General features: G+C 72.7%; 21 protein-coding genes and 1 pseudogene. 6 read left to right on the top strand and 16 right to left on the bottom strand.

Features of this window, described 5'->3' with window-relative positions; all coding sequences use genetic code 11:
• Positions 1 to 290 (top strand): alkyl sulfatase dimerization domain-containing protein (locus tag KME75_RS10280; RefSeq protein ID WP_219414355.1); only part of this gene is annotated, 290 nt, incomplete at its 5' end.
• Between the two features lie 193 nt (positions 291 to 483).
• Complete coding sequence (locus KME75_RS10275) at positions 484 to 1,188, top strand: nitroreductase family protein (RefSeq protein ID WP_219414354.1); 705 nt, start codon at positions 484 to 486, stop codon at positions 1,186 to 1,188.
• A 4-nt stretch (positions 1,189 to 1,192) separates the two neighbouring features.
• On the opposite strand, the gene KME75_RS10270 is transcribed toward KME75_RS10275, so the two are convergent.
• Entirely contained in the window at positions 1,193 to 1,471 is a 279-nt protein-coding gene (locus KME75_RS10270) for a dihydrofolate reductase family protein (RefSeq protein WP_219414353.1), read from the bottom strand.
• A gap of 119 nt (positions 1,472 to 1,590) precedes the next feature.
• Between KME75_RS10270 and KME75_RS10265 the strand changes: the two genes are divergently transcribed.
• Complete coding sequence (locus KME75_RS10265; RefSeq protein ID WP_219414352.1) at positions 1,591 to 2,607, top strand: methyltransferase; 1,017 nt, start codon at positions 1,591 to 1,593, stop codon at positions 2,605 to 2,607.
• Between the two features lie 109 nt (positions 2,608 to 2,716).
• Positions 2,717 to 3,079: a TfoX/Sxy family protein gene (locus KME75_RS10260; RefSeq protein WP_219414351.1), complete on the top strand. Its 363-nt coding sequence runs from the start codon at positions 2,717 to 2,719 to the stop codon at positions 3,077 to 3,079.
• A gap of 169 nt (positions 3,080 to 3,248) precedes the next feature.
• On the opposite strand, the gene KME75_RS10255 is transcribed toward KME75_RS10260, so the two are convergent.
• From KME75_RS10255 to KME75_RS46675, 9 genes and pseudogenes are all read right to left on the bottom strand, one after another.
• Positions 3,249 to 5,360 carry an iron ABC transporter permease gene (locus KME75_RS10255; RefSeq protein ID WP_219414350.1) on the bottom strand — a complete coding sequence of 704 codons (2,112 nt, stop codon included), beginning with the start codon at positions 5,358 to 5,360 and terminating at the stop codon, positions 3,249 to 3,251.
• The gene (locus KME75_RS10250; protein ID WP_246631818.1) at positions 5,357 to 6,124 is read right to left on the bottom strand and encodes an iron-siderophore ABC transporter substrate-binding protein; all 768 of its coding nucleotides are present in this window, start codon (positions 6,122 to 6,124) and stop codon (positions 5,357 to 5,359) included. The genes KME75_RS10255 and KME75_RS10250 overlap by 4 nt, the downstream gene beginning before the upstream one ends.
• Before the next feature lie 264 nt (positions 6,125 to 6,388).
• Positions 6,389 to 7,186 (bottom strand): ABC transporter ATP-binding protein, encoded by a 798-nt coding sequence (locus KME75_RS10245; protein ID WP_219414362.1) that lies wholly within the window; start codon positions 7,184 to 7,186, stop codon positions 6,389 to 6,391.
• On the bottom strand, positions 7,093 to 7,635 hold the full coding sequence (locus KME75_RS46680; protein ID WP_219414349.1) for an alpha/beta hydrolase: 543 nt from the start codon (positions 7,633 to 7,635) through the stop codon (positions 7,093 to 7,095). Before KME75_RS46680 ends, KME75_RS10245 begins: the two co-directional genes overlap by 94 nt.
• A gap of 27 nt (positions 7,636 to 7,662) precedes the next feature.
• Positions 7,663 to 8,193: an alpha/beta hydrolase fold domain-containing protein gene (locus KME75_RS10235; protein WP_219414348.1), complete on the bottom strand. Its 531-nt coding sequence runs from the start codon at positions 8,191 to 8,193 to the stop codon at positions 7,663 to 7,665.
• 308 nt (positions 8,194 to 8,501) lie between these two features.
• Positions 8,502 to 9,137, bottom strand: coding sequence for a DUF6518 family protein (locus KME75_RS10230; protein WP_219414347.1), 636 nt, complete (start codon positions 9,135 to 9,137; stop codon positions 8,502 to 8,504).
• A 689-nt stretch (positions 9,138 to 9,826) separates the two neighbouring features.
• Positions 9,827 to 9,985 carry a hypothetical protein gene (locus KME75_RS10225; RefSeq protein ID WP_219414363.1) on the bottom strand — a complete coding sequence of 53 codons (159 nt, stop codon included), beginning with the start codon at positions 9,983 to 9,985 and terminating at the stop codon, positions 9,827 to 9,829.
• 23 nt (positions 9,986 to 10,008) lie between these two features.
• On the bottom strand, positions 10,009 to 10,356 hold the full coding sequence (locus KME75_RS42965; RefSeq protein ID WP_246631816.1) for a hypothetical protein: 348 nt from the start codon (positions 10,354 to 10,356) through the stop codon (positions 10,009 to 10,011).
• A gap of 29 nt (positions 10,357 to 10,385) precedes the next feature.
• A pseudogene (locus tag KME75_RS46675) lies at positions 10,386 to 10,532 on the bottom strand (GYD domain-containing protein); the annotation flags it as partial.
• Positions 10,533 to 10,570: 38 nt separating this feature from the next.
• Here KME75_RS46675 and KME75_RS10215 point away from each other — a divergent pair.
• Positions 10,571 to 10,783, top strand: a complete 213-nt coding sequence (locus KME75_RS10215; RefSeq protein WP_219414345.1) for a hypothetical protein — start codon at positions 10,571 to 10,573, stop codon at positions 10,781 to 10,783.
• 39 nt (positions 10,784 to 10,822) lie between these two features.
• Here the strand turns inward: KME75_RS10215 and KME75_RS44865 are convergent, their stop codons facing one another.
• Positions 10,823 to 10,957, bottom strand: coding sequence for a hypothetical protein (locus KME75_RS44865; RefSeq protein ID WP_281424485.1), 135 nt, complete (start codon positions 10,955 to 10,957; stop codon positions 10,823 to 10,825).
• Positions 10,958 to 10,993: 36 nt separating this feature from the next.
• Positions 10,994 to 11,218, bottom strand: coding sequence for a methyltransferase domain-containing protein (locus tag KME75_RS10210; protein WP_219414344.1), 225 nt, complete (start codon positions 11,216 to 11,218; stop codon positions 10,994 to 10,996).
• 17 nt (positions 11,219 to 11,235) lie between these two features.
• Here KME75_RS10210 and KME75_RS10205 point away from each other — a divergent pair, with 17 nt between their 5' ends.
• Complete coding sequence (locus KME75_RS10205; protein WP_219414343.1) at positions 11,236 to 11,928, top strand: ArsR/SmtB family transcription factor; 693 nt, start codon at positions 11,236 to 11,238, stop codon at positions 11,926 to 11,928.
• 232 nt (positions 11,929 to 12,160) lie between these two features.
• Here the strand turns inward: KME75_RS10205 and KME75_RS10200 are convergent, their stop codons facing one another.
• The 4 genes from KME75_RS10200 to KME75_RS10185 all read right to left on the bottom strand — a co-directional run bounded on the left by KME75_RS10200 (position 12,161) and on the right by KME75_RS10185 (position 16,933).
• A complete protein-coding gene (locus KME75_RS10200; protein WP_219414342.1) occupies positions 12,161 to 12,727 on the bottom strand; it encodes a GMC oxidoreductase in 567 nt (188 codons plus the stop codon).
• The gene (locus KME75_RS10195) at positions 12,724 to 13,854 is read right to left on the bottom strand and encodes a GMC family oxidoreductase (RefSeq protein WP_219414341.1); all 1,131 of its coding nucleotides are present in this window, start codon (positions 13,852 to 13,854) and stop codon (positions 12,724 to 12,726) included. Before KME75_RS10195 ends, KME75_RS10200 begins: the two co-directional genes overlap by 4 nt.
• Before the next feature lie 331 nt (positions 13,855 to 14,185).
• Positions 14,186 to 16,378 carry a catalase/peroxidase HPI gene (gene katG / locus KME75_RS10190; protein ID WP_219414340.1) on the bottom strand — a complete coding sequence of 731 codons (2,193 nt, stop codon included), beginning with the start codon at positions 16,376 to 16,378 and terminating at the stop codon, positions 14,186 to 14,188.
• 111 nt (positions 16,379 to 16,489) lie between these two features.
• On the bottom strand, positions 16,490 to 16,933 hold the full coding sequence (locus KME75_RS10185; RefSeq protein ID WP_219414361.1) for a Fur family transcriptional regulator: 444 nt from the start codon (positions 16,931 to 16,933) through the stop codon (positions 16,490 to 16,492).
• Between the last annotated feature and the right edge of the window lie 561 nt (positions 16,934 to 17,494).

Below are 17,494 nucleotides of genomic sequence, written 5' to 3'. Positions count from 1 at the left end.
CCCGCCCCACCCCGCCGCCCGACGCCGCCGTCGCCGCGCAGGTGGCCGCCCTCGCCGGCGGCGTCGGGGCGCTGCTCGAGCGGGCCGAGGCCCTGGCCGAGGGCGGGGACCTGCGGCTGGCCTGCCAGGTGGTCGAGTGGGCGGCCGGGGCGGCGCCAGACGACCCCGAGGTGCACCGCGTGCGCGCCCGCGTCTACCGGCAGCGCAAGGACACCGAGCGGTCGCTGATGGCGAAGGGGATCTTCAGCGCGGCAGCCAAGGCGTCGGACCGGCAGTCCGGGCAGGGGTGAGGGCGCTGACTGCCCGGCGCGGGGTGGAAACCCGCTGATCAAGGCGCTGATGTCGTCCCGGATCGATCCAGGAGGGACGTTTGCGCCTTGATCGCCGGGGTCGCGGCCGCGTGGGGACGCGATTGCGTCGGCGCGCGTGGACCGTAGGCGTCGGTTGCAGCAGTCGGCGAGCGCGCCTGGCGACAATGCCTCCATGACCGACCCTCACCCCGCCACCTGGACCCCCATCCACGGCCGGCCGTACCGCCCCGTGCCCTACCGCCCGGCCCGGATGGCGCCGGAGGAGTCCCTGCGCCGCTCGGCCGAGCTGCGCCGGCAGATGGAGACCCGCCGCACCGTCCGGATGTTCTCCACCGACCCCGTCCCGGAGCAGGTGGTGCTGGACGCGATCTCGGTCGCGGCCACCGCCCCGAGCGGCGCGCACCAGCAGCCGTGGACGTTCGTGCTGGTCTCGGACGCGGAGATGCGGCAGCGGATCCGAGCCGCGGCCGAGCAGGAGGAACAGATCTCCTACGACGGCCGGCTGGGGGAGGAGTGGCTGGCCGCCCTGCGGCCGCTCGGGACGGACGCGGTCAAGGCGCATCTCACCGAGGCGCCCTACCTGATCGTGGTGTTCCAGCAGCGGTTCCAGCTCGACGACGACGGCAGCACGCACAAGCACTACTACGTGGACGAGTCGGTGGGGATCGCCGTCGGCATGCTGCTCACCGCCCTGCACCTGGCCGGGCTCGCCGCGCTCACCCACACCCCGTCGCCGATGGGGTTCCTGCGCGAGGTGCTCGGCAGGCCGCGCAACGAGAAGGCGTTCGCGGTCATCCCCGTCGGCTATCCCGCCGACGACTGCGTGGTGCCGGACCTGCGCCGCAAGTCGCTCGAGCAGGTGCTCGTCCGGCTGTGAGCCCCTACGCCGGGCTACTGGTGCGGTAGGACAGCAGGAGGATGCCCGTGGCGCTGCGCTCGACGTCGAGCAGTTCGAGCCTGCGGAGGGTGCCGTCCTCGAAGAGTCGTCGGCCGCGACCGGCGATCGCCGGCGAGATGACGAGCCGCAGCTCGTCCACGAGTCCGGCGCGCAGCAGCGACTGGGCCAGCCGGATGCTGCCGTGCACGCCGATGTCACCGCCGCTCTGCTGCTTGAGGGCGCTGACGTACTCCGCGGCGGGCGGTGGTCTCTCCCTCCACACTTCGGGAGCGCAGATCCTTCGCCGATCGGGCGTCCTGCACCACTCGCTTGCCCGATCGTCGAAACGACGCGGCCGAAGGGGGTGGCGCGGGCGCGGTCGTGACCGGCAGGGTCGGGATCATGCACGACACACCGCCGCCGGAGTTCGTGGAGCTGCTCGACGTCGTTCGCGGGTACCAACGGTCGCGGGCACTGACGGTGGCCGCCGAGCTCGGCATCGCCGACCTGCTCGCCGACGGGCCACGGCCGGCCGACGACCTCGCCGCCGCCACGGGCACCCACGCTCCGACGTTGTACCGCGTGCTGCGTGCGTTGGCGTCGATCGGTGTCTTCTCCGAGGACGCCGACCGGCGCTTCGCGCTGACGGCGATGGGCGAGTACCTGCGCCGGGACCATCCGCTCTCGGTCGACCCGGCCGCGCGCATGTTCGGCGCCGAGTACGAGTGGCGGGCGTGGGGCGAGCTGGCGCACAGCGTACGGACGGGGGAGACCGCCGCGGTCCATGCCCTGGGCACCGACGTGTGGGAGTACCGGCGCCGGCACCCCGAGCACGGGGAGATCTTCGACGCGACGATGCGGACGTTCTCGCGGGCGGACAACGCCGGGCTGCTCGCCGCCCACGACTTCGGCCGGTACGGCACGGTCGCGGACATCGGCGGCGGTACCGGAGCCGTGCTCGCGGCGGTGCTGTCGGCCCACCCGGCCACCCGGGGGATCCTGTTCGACCAGGAACAGGTCGTCGCGGACGCGGGGCCCGTGCTTCGCCGGGCAGGTGTGGCCGACCGCGTCGACGTGGTGCCCGGCGACTTCTTCGACACGATCCCCGAGGGTGCGGACGCCTACCTCCTCGTCCGCATCCTGCACGACTGGATGGACGAGGAAGCGGCGCGCATCCTGCGCGGCGTCCGCGCGGCGATGGCTCCCGGCGCCCGCGTGCTCGTCGTCGACGCCGTGGTGGGGCCGCCGAACGAGGACCCGGCCGCGAAGTCCCTCGACCTGATGATGCTCGTCTCGGTGGGCGGCCGGGAACGCACCGAGGCGGAGTGGACGACGTTGCTCACGGCCGCCGGGCTCGATCTCGTCGCAGTGACGCGGGCGACGCCGAACAAACACGTGATCGAGGCTGTCCGCGTCTGACCGCCATACCGACGGTGTCGATCCGCCACGGGCCCGTTCGTCGTCACGACGAGCGGTCGCGCCCCGGCGGGGCGACGGGGAGCCGCCACCGACGAGCGGAGGAGAACCGATGCCCACCATGCCCAAGCCCACCGACGGCGACCGCGAGTACTTCCGCGCGCTCCTCCCCGATGACGCCCGCGTCGAGGTGAAGCCGATGTTCGGCAGCCTCGGCGCGTTCGTGAACGGGAACATGTTCCTCGGCCTCTACGGCCGCGACGTCGGGGTCAAGCTCGACGACGCGGCGCGGGCCGAGTTGCTGGCCGAGCCCGGCGCCGGCCCGTTCGGTCCCGCGGAACGCCCGATGGGCGGGTACGTGGCGCTTCCGCCCGCGTGGCGTTCGGAGCCCGAGCGGGCGGCGCCATGGGTCGGTCGCGCGCTCGAGCACGTCGGTTCGCTGCCGCCGAAGCGACCGAAGGCGAAACGGGCCTGAGCCGCGCTCGCTCACCCGGCGGCGGGATCCTCCAGGCACACGACCGGGGCGGGCGGCGTTCCGGCCGTCGCCGTACGGGTGGTTCCCCTGGCCAGGTGCGGTCATCCGTCGTCCTCATCGATCACGAGTCCCGCGGAACTCGCGGGCTACCCCGGCGCGCAGGAGGTGATCAGCGCGACCCGGTCCGCGAGCGCCACAGCAGCCAGACGAAGTACGGGGTGCCGACGACGGCGGTGAGCAGCCCGGCCGGCAGCTGGGCCGGGGCGATCACGGTGCGGCCGAGGATGTCGGCGAGGCAGACGAGCAGCCCGCCCAGCAGGGCCGCCACCGGCAGCGCCCGCGCGTGCCTGCTCCCGACCAGCGCCCGCGCCGCGTGCGGGGCCACCAGCCCGACGAACGAGATCACGCCGACGGCGGCCACCGCGGTGGCGGTGAGCAGTGCCGCGAGTCCGAGCAGCAGCAGCCGGGTGGGGCCGAGCCGGATGCCGAGCACGCGCGGTGTGTCCTCGTCGAGCGCCATCACGTCCAGCTCGCCGCGCGCCCCGACGAGCACCGGCACCGTGAGCAGCAGCGCGACGGCCACCGGCAGCAGCTGCGGCAGCGTGCGCCCGTATGTCGAGCCGGAGAGCCAGGTGAGCGCCTTCGTCGAGTTCCACGGGTCGGTCAGCACGATCAGCACGGTGATCACCGCCATCGCGCCGTGCGAGACCCCGACGCCGATCAGCACGAGCCGGTCCGACGCCAGCCAGCCGCGGGCGGCGAGCCCGAACACCAGTGCGCAGGCGACCAGTGCGCCGAGGCCGGCGGCCCCGGTGATCATCCAGATCCCGGCCGCCGGGACGACCGTGATGACCAGGACCGCGCCGATGCCCGCGCCGCCGCTCACGCCCAGCAGGCCGGGCTCCGCCAGCGGGTTGCGGCAGACGGCCTGCACCGCGGTGCCCGCGACGGCGAGCGCGCCGCCGGCCAGGAGCGCGGCGAGCACCCGCGGGAACCGGGCGTCCAGCACGTAGGTGACGACCGGGCCGGAGCGGCCCGCCACCCAGTTGGCGACGTCGCCGGTGAGCAGGAGCGCGTCGCCCAGCAGCATCCCGGCCACGGCGGCGGCCACCGTCAGCGCCAGCGAGGTGCAGGCGACGAGCGTGAACGCCCGCCGGGTGCGCAGCCTGCCGGGCCGTGCGGCCGGCGCCTCGCGGACGGGGCCGGAGTCGCGGAAGCGGTAGGCGAGCGCGACGAGGACGACGGCGCCGAACACCGTGGTGATCACGCCCGTCGGGACCTCGACGCCGGCGTTGGCCCCGAGCGCGAACCGCACCAGCACGTCGGCACCGAGGACGACGAGCACGCCGGCCACCGCGGAGACCGGCACCAGCGCGCGGTGCCGGTGCAGGCCCGGCACCCGCGACGCGACGAGCCGCACCAGCGCCGGTGCGCAGAGCCCGACGAACGCGACCGGCCCCGCGACGGTGACGGCCGCCGCGGACAACAGCACCGCGAGCAGGACGACGAGCAGCCGCGTGCGGCGCACCGGCATGCCGAGCACGGCGGCGGTGTCGTCGCCGAGCCCGAGGATGTCCAGGCGGCGGGCGAGCAGGAGCAGGCCCGCGACGGCCAGCAGCACGACCGGCCCCATCCGGGTCACGGCGTCCAGGCCGATCTGCCCGAGTGCGCCGCTGCCCCAGGCGTAGAGGCCGGTGGTCTCCTGGGCGAAGAGCAGCAGCAGGACGGTGACCAGCGCGTAGAGCGCCAGCGAGATCGCCGATCCGGCCAGCACGAGCCGGGTCGGCCCCGCGCCGGCCCCGGACGAGAGCGCGAGCACCAGCCCGGCGGCCAGCAGCCCGCCGAGGAACGCGAGCGCGCCCGAGGCGAAGATCGGGAGCGAGATCCCGAACGCGGCCGCCGTCACCACCGCGAGGAAGGCACCGGCGTTCACGCCGAGCGTGTCGGGGGAGGCGAGGGTGTTGCGCGCGATCGACTGCAGCGCCGCCCCGGCCGCGCCCAGCGCGACGCCGACCAGCACGCCGGCGAGCAGCCGCGGGATCCGGGAGGCGATCACCACGGCGGCGGCCTGGTCGGTGCCGCCGCCGAGCGCGAGCCGCCACAGGTCGGCGGCGTCGACGTCGGCCGTGCCCTGGGTGACGTGCACGGCGGCGAGCAGGACGACCGCCAGTGCGCCGGCGAGCGCGACGAGGGCGAGCCGCCCCTTGGCGACCGGTTCGGCCAATGCCACGGCAGGCGCCACCGGGGGCGCCTGCCGGGCGGTCGGGTGGACCTGGGTCATCCCGCGGGCGGCGCGGTGAGCGCCGCGACGACGGCGTCGACGTACCGGGTCATCGAGCTCGGCCCGCCGAACATCCAGATGCCGTCCGGCAGCCGGTGCACGTTGCCGTTCTGCACGAACGGCAGCGACTGCCACACCGCATTGCCCGCCAACGCGTCGCCGAACGGGTCGGGGCCCTCGGCGTCGTTGGTGTAGTAGAAGAACTCGACGTCGCCCAGCACGGTCAGGCTCTCCACGTCGGTGGACGCGAGCCCGTAGGCGGGGTCGCCCGGCTCCGGCCAGGCGTTGGTAAGCCCGAGCTGCTCGGTGACGTCGGAGACCAGCGAGCCCTCGGCGAACGGGCGGATCGAGAGCTGGCTGCCGTCGAGGTAGGCGTCGGCGAAGGCGAACGGGCGCCCCGCCAGGTCGGCGGCGGCGACGGCCTCCGCGCCCTCGGCGAGCTTCGCGTCGAACGCGGCGAGCTGCTCCTGCGCCTCCGCCTCCTTCCCGGTGGCCGTCGCGACGAGCTGCAGGTTCTCCCGCATCTGCCCCATGCCCTTCGCGGTGTCGGCCGGTGTCACGAGCAGCACCGGGGCGAACGCCTCGATCTGCGACACCGCCGCGGCGGGCAGGTCCTCGGTGGCGAGCACGAGGTCGGGCCGCAGCGCGGCGATCGCGTCGATGCTCGGCTCGCCGCGCACCCCGACGTCGGTGACCGAGTCGTCGAGCGGCTCGGCCTGCACCCAGTTGCCGTAGCCCTCGACGTCGGCGACCCCGACCGGCATCACCCCGAGCGAGACGAGGTGCTCGACGACGTTCCACTCCAGACCGACCGTCCGGGTCGCCGCGCCGTCGAGGACGATCTCGGTGCCGCGCGCGTCGGTGAGCGTGATCTGCTCGCCGGACGGGGCCGCGCCCTCCGGGGCGGCCGCCGGCTCGGTGGGTACCGCACGCGCCGAGCAGCAGCGCGGCCGCCACCCCGATCGCCGCGATGATCCTGAGCCGTCTCATGGTGCTTCTCCTGGTGGTCGGGGTTCTCGGGTGCCGTCTCAGCGACGGACGGTGTGCCTGCCGACGGCGCGTGTGCGCAGGCCGCCGGTGTGGGGGTCGTGGTCGACCTCGACGCGGATTCCGTAGACCTCGGTGAGCAGCTCGGCCGTCAGCACCTCCGCGGGGCGCCCGCACGCCCGGACCCGCCCGTCCGCCAGCAACGCGACCTCGTCGGCAACGGCGGCGGCGTGGTCGAGGTCGTGCAGGACGACGCCGACCGCGACCAGCCGCTCGTCGGCGAGCTCACGGACCAGGTCGAGGATCTCCACCTGGTAGCGCAGGTCGAGGTGGTTGGTCGGCTCGTCCAGCAGCAGCACGCCGGTGTCCTGGGCGAGGCAGGTGGCGAGCCAGACGCGCTGCAGTTGGCCGCCGGACAGCTCGTCGACGGCGCGGTCGGCCAGCTCCTGCACGCGGGTGGCGACCATCGCGGTGGTGACGGCGGCGGGCCCGTCCGGGTCGTCGCCCCGCCAGCGGCCGCGGTGGGGGTGGCGGCCGAACCCGACGACCTCGCGGACGCTGAGCCCCGTCGGCGTCGGCCTGCTCTGCGCGAGCAGCGTGACCCGGCGGGCGAAGTCGCGGCTCATGAGCGCGAGGGCGTCGAGGTCGGCATCCCCGTCGGCGAGCCGGACCCCGCCGCCCATCGGCGGGTGCAGCCGCGCGAGTGCCCGCAGCAGGGTGGACTTGCCGCTCCCGTTGGGCCCGATCAGCGCGGTGACGCGCCCGGGGACCAGTCCCACGCTCGCGCCGTGGACGACGGCGGTGCCGTGGTACCCCAGCCGGAGGTCGAGCCCTCGCAGACTGTGGGAGGTCTCACCGGCTGTGCGCACGGCGCAGGATAGCCACGCCTGGGTGAGTGAAGGCAAGCCTCACTTCCGGGAAGGTGGGTGACCCACACCGCAATGCGCTCCAGGAAAGTGCTGGCCGTGGCGAGGTGGTCCGCCACGGGGAACAGCACGGCGGCGTGGAACGCGTGCGGCATCTCCTCGTAGACGTCGAGCTGCAGGGCGACGCCCGCCGCGGCGGCGGCCTCGGCGAACCGTCGGGTGTCGCGGAGGAGCACCTCGTCGCCGCCCACGGCCAGCAGGAGCGGCGGGAGGCCGCGGAGGTCGCCGTGGAAGGGTGACTGCGGCGCCTGGTCGGGCCGTGCGCCCGCGAGGTACTGCTCGTCGCAGTCGGGGGGCTCCGCCCCGACGCCCCCCGAAACTGCATCGACCGCCTTCGGCGGGCCGGCCTCATCCCCGAGCACGCTCGGGGCCCATCACGGCCGGGTCGATCACGTCGTTGCCGGCCTCCGGCGGGGCCTCGGCGGCGAAGTCGGTGACCGGCGACACCGCCACGGCCCCGCCGGCAGCGGGTCGCCCGCCGCGGCCAGGACCAGCAGCGCGGAGAGCGCGAGGGTGCCGCCCGCCGACTCCCCGGCGAACAGGATGCGGCTCGCCGGGACGCCCTGCTCGAGAAGGCTCCGATGGACCGCCACGACGTCCTCGACCGCCGCCGGGAACGGGTGCGCCGGGGCCAGCCGGTAGTCGACGGCGAAGGCGGGGCGGCCGGTGGCGAGCGACAGCCGGTGGGCCATGATCCGCTCCATCGGCGGGTTGCTGTGGGCGAACCCGCCGCCGTGGACGTAGAGCGTGACGCCGGTGTCGGTCACCGGTCGCGGTCCCGGGCGCGCGCGCACCCAGGTGCCGGGGACGCCCCCGGTGCGGTCGAGGGGCGTCGACAGGTCGGCGTCGGCGTCGAGGACGGGTGGGTTCGTGAACACCGCCATCTGGGAGTTGCGCACCGCGGTGCTTTCTCCGGGCATGGCGGGAATGTGCGTGAGCTGCATGAGGAATGCCTTTCGGGCCGCGATGTGGGCGCGGTGCGGAATGCGGGAAAATGCACGGGGAGTTCGCCGGCAACCGGTGCCGGTGCCAGGAGAGGCGGCGCCCCCGCGCAGGTCAGCGAGGCGACGCGCCGCGAGGTGTCAGATCGTTCCCATGCAGCGTGGAATCACGGCACACCCTCGGGTAGCTGTGCCGCCCACTCGCCGCCGTCCACCTGGCGCCGTCACGCGACACCGCGCCATTCGATCCCCGGGACGGACGGTTGCCAAGCAGCGGCGGCTCGAGGTCAGCCGAACAACGCGAGCAGGTCCCGGCTGTAGACGACCACGAACGCGGCGGCGGTGACCGCCGCGACCGCGACCGACAGCGCGACGGCCCGGAGGTGGCGCAGCCGGCGCGCGCCCACCCACACCAGGACGAGCACCCCGGCGAGGATCGAGCCCCACCAGTACGGCGGGTACGTAGTGTCGGCGATGTAGAGGAGCCCGTAGGCGCCCTCGCCGACGAGCAGGCCGGCCATCCCGCCGGCCCCGACGGCCGCCGCCGTGGCGGTGCCGGCCCGCACGGCGTGCGCCGCCAGTCCGATGAAGGGGCCCACCACCACCGCGGCGAGGCCCCAGAACACGATCATCCTCGTCGACGAGGCGTCACCGCGCACCGCCGCGGCGAGGACGTAGCCGGCGAGGAGTGCCAGCAGCGACAGCGGGCCGACGACCACCGCAGCGGTTCTGCGGGGGGCCGCCGTGGCGAGCGCGAAGGCCACGAGGCTCCACGAACCCGCCGAGTTCGCGACCGAGCGCAGGGCGTCGGGGAGCCACTCCTGGCCGTATGCGGTGAGTGCGCCGAGCAGCAGGCCGCACACGGCGGCTACCGCCGGTACGAGCACGGCGGCCGCGCGCTGGCCGGACAGGAGATGCAGCACCCCCGGAACCGTAGTGCGGCCGGGACGTCAGGCCGTCGGTGCCCATCGGTCCGGCGTCCCCGCGAACTGACGTCGTGAGATGTGCGTCCGCGTGCTCGCGGCCGCAGGAATTTCCCTCTCGCAGCGATCACAAACGGCGTGATCGCCGTGCGATGTGTGTCCGTGAAGTCAGGACCGCGGAAACCGCAACCTCGTGAAGATCATGCCCGTCGGGACGGGTCGTCGCGAACTGATCGTCGTGAGATGCGCGTCCGCGTGCTCGCGGCCGCAGGAACTGCTCTCTGGCAGCGATCACCGACGGGGCGAACCCCGCCCGGCCACCGTCGTCGAGGTGACCCGGACCTCGTGGGGCAAGGCGGACCGCGCCACTCTCGCCGTCGCGAGTGGTGGCCCCGCCGTGCCGGTGACCACGCCTCGGAAGGATCTCGACGTCGGGGACACCGTAGAGGCGATCGTCGACCCACGGGCGCCGCAGCGGGCCGCCCTGGCGGGCGACGGCTGGCCCTGGCGACAGGTGCTGATACCCCTGTGGGGGCTCCCGTTGGTGGCCCTGTTCGGCGCGCGGTACGGACGCCGGCGAAAGAGCAAGCCACCGCACCCGCCTGCCGGGCGTTCGAGCCCCGGCTCGGCGCGCCCGGAATGGGGACGGTCTCGCGTTCGGGGTGCTGGGGAAGATCGGCGATCCAGGCTCAGCGAGCGGCGTGGAGCCAGGGTTGCTTGAGGTCGAAGAATTCCGGCTCTCCGATGCTGAGCTTGTTCATCTCTTCCATCTGTGCCGCCAGCTCAGGTGGCACTTCCTTGCGTTCGCCTTCGCGGGCGTCGGCCTCGGAGGTGAAGTAGATGGCCATGGTGTAGGCGCCGCCTTCGTGTCCTACGGCCACACTGCCGAGAATGTCGGGCCGGAACTCTGCCCACCGTCCTGTGACATGAGTTCGCTAGCACGTTCCGGGTCGGTGCTGCGGCCGTGCATGACCTGGACGAAGCCTGCCTGGTCGGGGTCACCGCTGAGGTCGACCGTGACGTCGCTGCTGTCGCGGAAGGTGACCTCACCTTCGAGCAGCTTGGCGGTTTCGGACCACCAGCGGTCTTGCTCGGGCCGGTCGCTGTTTCGGCGGGCCGCCTCCTCGGACTCGAACCGGGCCAACGCGATGAACCGGCCGTCGTCGGTGATCCCGCCGGTGGATCCGAGCCAGCCGGTGGCGCGACATCCCGCGCCCACCGGTATTCGCGTCCACGGTAGGCGTCGTACTCGCCGAACGCGTACCAGAAGCCGTGCAACTTCCCGCCGACCGCCTCGATGTACGTGCGGGCCGCGTCGCGTCGATCCTCCGGCTTCTGCGCCAGCCTTGCCCAGGTTTCGGGTGTGTAGCTGAATCGGGTCAGATAGAGCGCCACGCCGACCGCCGGCCCCTCGTGTAGCTCGGCCCCGACCTGTGACGAGAGTAGACCCGGAACGGCAGCTGATGGAGACCTGCGCGGACTTTCCGCTGGGCACCACGGACGCGCCGATCGTCGCGCTCGCACAGCGCTTGTCGAGCTCCGCCCCAGCCCGCGCGGCCGCGCCTGCTTCGGCGGAGATCGTGCAGGGCGACGCCGGCATCACGACCGCTGGCCCCGGCGCCGCACCCGCCGACGTGCTGCTGTAGGTGCGCGTCCCCGACGGGAGCGGGTCCCGGAACCGTCGCTCACCTCGACAGCCGCGCGAGGAACGGATAGCCGAAGACGTCGAAGGTCCGCGCCTTGGCCTCGCCTGAGGCACCGGCGAAGGTGTCGCACGGGGGCCCGATCACGATGTCGATGAACCCGCTCTGCTCGAGCATCGTCTGCCAGCCCGCACGGGGCAGCCCGCCGGCAATTCAACCGGTCCAGAGGTTGATGTCCCGCATCGCTTCGACCGGGACCGGCCTGCCGTTGGCGATGTCGGCGAACTGCAACCATCCGTCGGGGCGCAGCACGCGGCGGATCTCGGCGAACACGGCCGCCTTGTCCGCGCAGAGGTTGATCACGCCGTTGGAGATCACGACGTCGGCCCAGCCGTCGGGTACCGGGAGCGCCTCGGCAAACCCGTCGCGGATCTCCACCTGCCAACGATCTCCGTATGGGTGATCGCGCCGCGAAGGACGCGCTGTTCTCGGCGTTCGCCGAGGTGGCGGCGGCGCTCGGGTCCGGGCGCCGCGCCGAGATCGTCGATCTTCTCGCGCAGGGCGAGCGTTCGGTCGAGGAGATCGCCGAGCAGATCGCCCAGACCGTCGCCAACACCTCCCATCACCTGCGCACCCTCGCTCGCGCGGGGCTGGTCACCACCCGCCGGGACGGCACCCGCATCTACTACGCGCTCGCCGGCGAGCGTGTCGAGCACCTGTGGGCGGCGATCCGGACGGTGGGGGAGCAGCACGCCGGCGGCCTCGACCGGCTCGCGCGGGCGTATCTCGGCGACCGCTCGGAGCTGGAGGCCGTCGACCGGCACACCCTCCTCCGGCGGATGCGCCGCGGTGACGTGGTCGTGCTCGATGTCCGGCCGGCAGCCGAGTTCGCGGCAGGCCACATCGCCGGCGCCCGCTCGCTCCCGATCACCGAGCTGCGCAGGCGGATTCGCACGCTGCCCGACGACGTCGAGATCGTCGCGTACTGCCGCGGCCCGTACTGCGTGTACGCCGACGACGCCGTCCGCCAGCTGCGCGGCGAGGGCTTTCACGCCCTGCGGCTGGAGGAGGGGTTCCCGGAGTGGCGGCAGGAGGGCCTGCCGGTCGCGTCTGGTGCCGGGGACGTCCCGGACCCGCAACGGAGCTGACCCGGTCATCCCCCTGCCAGACGGCCAGCTTCGCGGCCAGGGGTGTGGGTCGCGACAAGGCCTTCACGGCCGCCGAGGTGGATCTCGCCGAAGCTCGGCGTGTCGGGCCGCGTGTCCGCCGTTCTCCTGACCCGGCGAACGGGCGTGCTTCCGGCCGAGTAGCCCGGCGGGAACCTGCTCGCGGGTTCGGGGCACCGCGTCCGGGTCGTCGTGATGCAGAACGCCGGAGTCGTCATATCGGCAGCGCTGCCGCCACCTGCGCGGCCAGGGTGAGGCCCGTGAGCACCGGGTTCGCCGAGCCCACCGTCGGGAAGATGGACTGGTCGCACGCGTAGGCGTTGGAGACGTGGTGGAACCGGCCGGTGGGGTCGGTGATCGACATGTTCGGGTCATCGCCCATCCAGAGAGTGCCGGCCTCGTGGTAGGTCGTCCCCAGCCCGCGGTGCCATTCGGGGAACGGCCGGTCCAGCGGGGGCGGGTCGGCGCGCCACTGGCCGTCCCACAGGTACTGGATGCGATCCGGCGCACCCGCGACGTCCTGGGCGAGCCGGAGCGCGGCGGCGTCCATGGCCGCCCAGGTCGCGAGATCCTCGGGGCGGGCGACGAGATGCACGTAGGCGCGCGGCACGCCGAACTCGTCGTCCTCGAAGGGGCTGAGGTCAATCCAGCTGCGGGCCGGGTCGGGCACCGGGGTCGTGCGATCGCCCACCATCTCGCCGATGCCACGAAGGGTGACCGGCACCCAGTCGGGGTCGACGGCGGTGGTGTGCGCGGCGAGCTCCTCGATGTCGGGGATCATGCGGAACAGCAGGTCGTCGGAGTCCTTCCGGCTGGTTGACGCGGTGAGCTGCAGGTGGAACCGCCCGGCCGGGGCCTGGCCGCGTACGAGCATCGCGGCGGTCTGCACCGGGCCGGGGAGCTGGGCAGGGCCGACCGGGCGATGCGCACGGCGAAGTCGGTGCGGACGTGCGCCATGAGGTTGCGGCCCATCAGCGGTGTCGGGAACGAGTGCAGCGCGAGCCGGGTCGACTCGATCGCGCTGGCGGCGAGCACCACCTGACAGCCGGGGGCGATGCCGAGGAACTTGCGGGCGCCCGCGACATCCAGCTCGATCGTGTGGACGGTGCCGCCGCTGGTGTGGAGCGCGACGACGTGTGCTCTCGGCGCGAGGAAGAGCTTGCGAGCGGTGTCCGAACGGTGGGATGCGCGCACGTCGCGGCGGATGGCGTCGGCGAGCAGCGGGAGGCTCGAGTACTTGTCGAAGCTGAAGAGCCCCGAGACCGGCGCGGCGCCCTGCACCGCGAGCGGCAGAGCCTCGACGCCGGTGAGTCCCGGCACCCCCGCCGCGGCCGCCGTGACGGCCGGCAGGAGCGCGGCCTGCAGGTCACCGAAGATGAAGTCGGTGGCGGGGACGACGCCCGTCTCGCTCTCGACGAGGCTGTAGTGCGTTGCGAGCCAGGCCCGGGTGGCGGCGGGCCAGGCCGCGAGGTCGGAGGCGGTGAGCCGCGGGCACCAGCCACCCCAGTAGATCGATTTGCCGCCGAGGCAGTAGGCCAGCCCGGGAAACTCCACGTTGCCCCGCCACGGGATGCCCCAGACGAGCTCGCGCGCTGTGCCCGGGTCGGCGCTGGGCATGATCGGCGACGGCACGTTCAGCCCCATCGCCCCGAGGTTCTGCACGTGTTCACCGACGAGCAGGCTGCCGGCGTCGAGGACGAGCACGCGCGCGTCGGGGTGCACCCGGCGGATCTGCACCGCGCAGTAGGCGCCGTAGGCCCCCGCGCCGATGACGACGGCGGAGAACAGCCCGCTGCTCGTGGCCTCCTCCCAGGTGTTGGCGACGAACCGGCCGAGCGCGTCCGTGGCGAAGCTCGTCGACTGAACGGCGACGTGGTCCTCGGCAGGCACCAACCGGGGCAATGGCACGTCCGGAGATGCTCCCGGGCCGGGCGGCCGCTGAACAGGTCCGAACGACGGCATCGGGACGGCGGGATCACGTCCGGTCGGGACCCGGACGCGCTGGCCCGCTACCTCAACGCGTGATCGGCGGGATGCGGGTCGCGGGTCAGGGTGGCGCCGACCACGCAGTCCTGCAGGCCATCGCCGACACCGCCATGGACGCGCTCACGAGCTGACCCACGCCGCTGGCCGGCGCCGCTTCCGTACGGCCGGCCGAGTGGGGCGGGATCACGGCACCCGCCGTCGTGCTGCTGTCCGGTGCCAGGACGGCTGGCCGTCCTGGCACCGAACGTCGGAATCAGGCGAGGTCGAACCGGTCGAGGTTCATGACCTTGTTCCAGGCGGCGACGAAGTCGCGGACGAACTTCTCCTTCGCGTCGTCGCTCGCGTAGACCTCCGCGAGTGCCCGCAGCACGGAGTTCGACCCGAAGACGAGGTCGACGGCGGTCGCCGTCCACTTGACCTCGCCCGTGGCGCGGTCCCGACCCTCGTACACGTTCTCCGACTCGGAGACCTTCCACTCGGTGCCCATGTCGAGCAGGTTCGTGAAGAAGTCGTTGGTCAACGTCTCGGGCCGGTCGGTGAAGACGCGGTGCGGGGACTGCCCGAAGTTGGTGCCCAAGGCCCGCATGCCGCCGACCAGAACCGTCATCTCAGGAGCGCTCAGGTTCAGCATGTACGCCCGATCCACCAGCAGGGTCTCCGGCGGCAGCTTCACCCCGGCCCGCAGGTAGTTGCGGAACCCGTCCGCCCTCGGCTCCAGCACGGCGAACGACTCCACGTCGGTCTGCTCCTGCGAGGCGTCGGTGCGCCCCGGCGTGAACGGGACCGTGATGTCGTGCCCGGCGTCCTTCGCCGCCTTCTCGACGGCCGCGCACCCGGCCAGGACGATCAGGTCGGCGAGCGAGACCAACTTCGCGCCGGACTGCGAGCTGTTGAACTCCTGCTGGATCTGCTCGAGGGTCTCCAGCACCGTGCCCAGTTCGGCCGGGTTGTTGACCTCCCAGTCCTTCTGCGGCGCGAGGCGGATCCGCGCCCCGTTGGCCCCGCCGCGCTTGTCGGTGCCGCGGAAGCTGGCCGCCGACGCCCAGGCGGTGGAGACGAGCTGGGAGACGGACAGTCCCGAGGCGAGGACCCTCTCCTTGAGGGCGGCGATGTCCGCGTCGCCGATCAGCTCGTGGTCCACCGCGGGGACGGGGTCCTGCCAGATCTGCGGCTCCGGAACCCACGGGCCGAGGTAGCGCGAGACGGGTCCCATGTCGCGGTGCAGCAGCTTGTACCAGGCCTTGGCGAACGCGTCCGCGAGCTGGTCCGGGTTCTCGAGGAAGCGCTTGGTGATCGGCCCGTAGATCGGGTCGACCTTCAGCGCGATGTCCGAGGTCAGCATCATCGGGGCGTGCCGCTTCGACGGGTCGTGGGCATCCGGCACCGTGCCCTGGGCCTCGGAATTCTTCGGCGTCCACTGCTTCGCGCCTGCCGGGCTCTCCGTCAGCTCCCAGTCGTACTTGTAGAGGTTCTCCAGGTACCCGTTGTCCCACTTCGTCGGCTCGGTGGTCCAGGCGCCCTCGAGCCCGCTGGTGAGCGCGTGGAGGCCCACGCCGGTGCCGTACGTGTTCTTCCAGCCGAGGCCCTGGTGCTCGACCGGGCAGCCCTCGGGCTCCGAGCCGATGTACTCCGAACTGACCGCGCCGTGGCACTTGCCGAACGTGTGGCCGCCGACGATGAGTGCGACGGTCTCCTCGTCGTTCATCGCCATCCGGCCGAACGTGTCCCGGATGTCACGGGCCGACGCGAGCGGGTCCGGGTTGCCGTTGGGCCCCTCCGGGTTCACGTAGATCAGACCCAGCTGCACGGCGCCGAAAGGTTCGGCGAGCTCTCGGTCGCCGCTGTAGCGCTCGTCCCCGAGCCACGTGTCCTCGGGTCCCCAGAAGATCTCCTCGGGCGTCCAGACGTCCTCCCGCCCGAAGGCGAAGCCGAACGTCGGAAGCCCCATGTCCTCGATGGCCACGTTGCCGGCGAGGACCAGCAGGTCGGCCCAGGAGATCTTCCGGCCGTACTTCTGCTTGACCGGCCAGAGCAACCGGCGCGCCTTGTCGAGGCTCGCGTTGTCGGGCCAGCTGTTGAGCGGGGCGAAGCGCTGGGCGCCCTGGCCGCCACCGCCTCGACCGTCGTGGATGCGGTACGTCCCCGCGGCGTGCCAGCTCATCCGGATGAAGAGTGGCCCGTAGTGGCCGTAGTCGGCCGGCCACCAGTCCTGCGAGGTCCTCATCACCTCGACGAGGTCGCGCTTCAGTGCGTCGACGTCGAGGGTCTTGAACTCCTCGGCGTAGTCGAAGTCCTCGCCCATCGGGTTGGACCGGGGCGAGTGCTGTTGGAGGACCTGCAGGTCCAGCTGGTTCGGCCACCAGTCCTGGTTCGTGCGGGGCCGAGTCACCTTGGGGGTGGGGGAGGGGATTGCCGGGTTCTCGCTCTCGCTGATGCTCTCAGACACGTCGGTCCTTCTCCTGAATCGCAGTTTCTTGGATGGCTGGTAGCTACTGACGTTGTGCGCTCGATCCGAGGCTGTGTTGCTCTGCTGGTGGCGAGCACCTCGTGTCTGTGATCAGCCGCCGGACGCGGCGGACGTTGCCGCGACACAGTCGGGACATCGGCCCCAGTAGATGACCTCGGCTTCGTCGATGTCGTAGCCCGAGTCGTCGGAGGCCGTCAGGCAGGGGGCGTTGCCGACCGCGCAGTCGACATCGGTGATGGCGCCGCACGACCGGCACACGACGTGGTGGTGGTTGTCCCCGACCCGCGCCTCGTAGCGCGCGACGGAACCGGGCGGCTGGATGCGCCGCACCAGACGCGCGGCAGTCAGCGCGCGCAGCACGTCGTAGACGGCCTGGTGGGACACCTCACCGAGATCCTCGCGCACGAGGCCGATGATCGAGTCCGTGTCGGCGTGCGGATGGTCGTGCACCGCGGACATCACCGCTACCCGCGGGCGTGTCACGCGCAGAGCGGCCTTGCGCAACATGCGCTCGAAGTCCGACGTCGTTGGCACGCGCCGAAGTGTGGCGCAGTTACTGGAACCAATCAAGTATCGGGCGTCGGTCTCGACCGGTCCAGATAGCGATCTACGCCGCGCTCGCACGTTGTCTGTCCCCGGAGCGGGACAGCCGCTGCATGCGCCGTCAGTAGTGCCGCGGCCGAAGAGGCCCGCGATCGGCCCGAACAGCAACGTGAACCCGGCCGCCGGCAACGCGAACACCGCGACGACCCGCGGCAGCGCGGACACTCGAGACCGACGCCGGCGGGCCAGGTGTCGTCGATGACCATGTCGAAGACGTTGGCGGACGGGTCCTGGCTTCGGGGCCGCGGTCAACGTATGTGCATGTCGTGCTGTGTCAGGCGTGATCGCCGCGAGATGTGTGTCCGTGCAGTCACGACCGCGGAAGCCGCAATCTCGTGAGGATCATGGCCCGGCGGTTGCTCGGTCCCCGTCGGTCCGGCGTCCCTGCGAACTGATCGTCGTGAGATGTGCGTCCGCGCGCTCACGGCCTCAGGAAGTGCACGCTCGCAGCGATCACTCGCCCCATGATCGCCGTGACATGTGTGTCCGTGC

This window comes from Pseudonocardia nigra (genome assembly GCF_019396355.1).
Lineage (GTDB): Bacteria > Actinomycetota > Actinomycetes > Mycobacteriales > Pseudonocardiaceae > Pseudonocardia > Pseudonocardia nigra.
This window is presented reverse-complemented; position numbering and strand designations above follow the sequence as displayed.

Bases quoted from the DNA above. Each gene is read 5' to 3' on its own strand.
- KME75_RS10255 (WP_219414350.1), bottom strand. From the start codon at position 5,360: ATGACCCAGGTCCACCCGACCGCCCGGCAGGCGCCCCCGGTGGCGCCT.
- KME75_RS10235 (WP_219414348.1), bottom strand. From the start codon at position 8,193: ATGCCCGGAGAAAGCACCGCGGTGCGCAACTCCCAGATGGCGGTGTTC.
- KME75_RS10265 (WP_219414352.1), top strand. From the start codon at position 1,591: ATGCACGACACACCGCCGCCGGAGTTCGTGGAGCTGCTCGACGTCGTT.
- KME75_RS10225 (WP_219414363.1), bottom strand. From the start codon at position 9,985: ATGGCCATCTACTTCACCTCCGAGGCCGACGCCCGCGAAGGCGAACGC.
- KME75_RS10205 (WP_219414343.1), top strand. From the start codon at position 11,236: ATGGGTGATCGCGCCGCGAAGGACGCGCTGTTCTCGGCGTTCGCCGAG.
- KME75_RS10260 (WP_219414351.1), top strand. From the start codon at position 2,717: ATGCCCACCATGCCCAAGCCCACCGACGGCGACCGCGAGTACTTCCGC.
- KME75_RS10200 (WP_219414342.1), bottom strand. From the start codon at position 12,727: ATGATCCCCGACATCGAGGAGCTCGCCGCGCACACCACCGCCGTCGAC.
- KME75_RS10275 (WP_219414354.1), top strand. From the start codon at position 484: ATGACCGACCCTCACCCCGCCACCTGGACCCCCATCCACGGCCGGCCG.
- KME75_RS44865 (WP_281424485.1), bottom strand. From the start codon at position 10,957: ATGCTCGAGCAGAGCGGGTTCATCGACATCGTGATCGGGCCCCCGTGC.
- KME75_RS10250 (WP_246631818.1), bottom strand. From the start codon at position 6,124: ATGCCGGTCGGGGTCGCCGACGTCGAGGGCTACGGCAACTGGGTGCAG.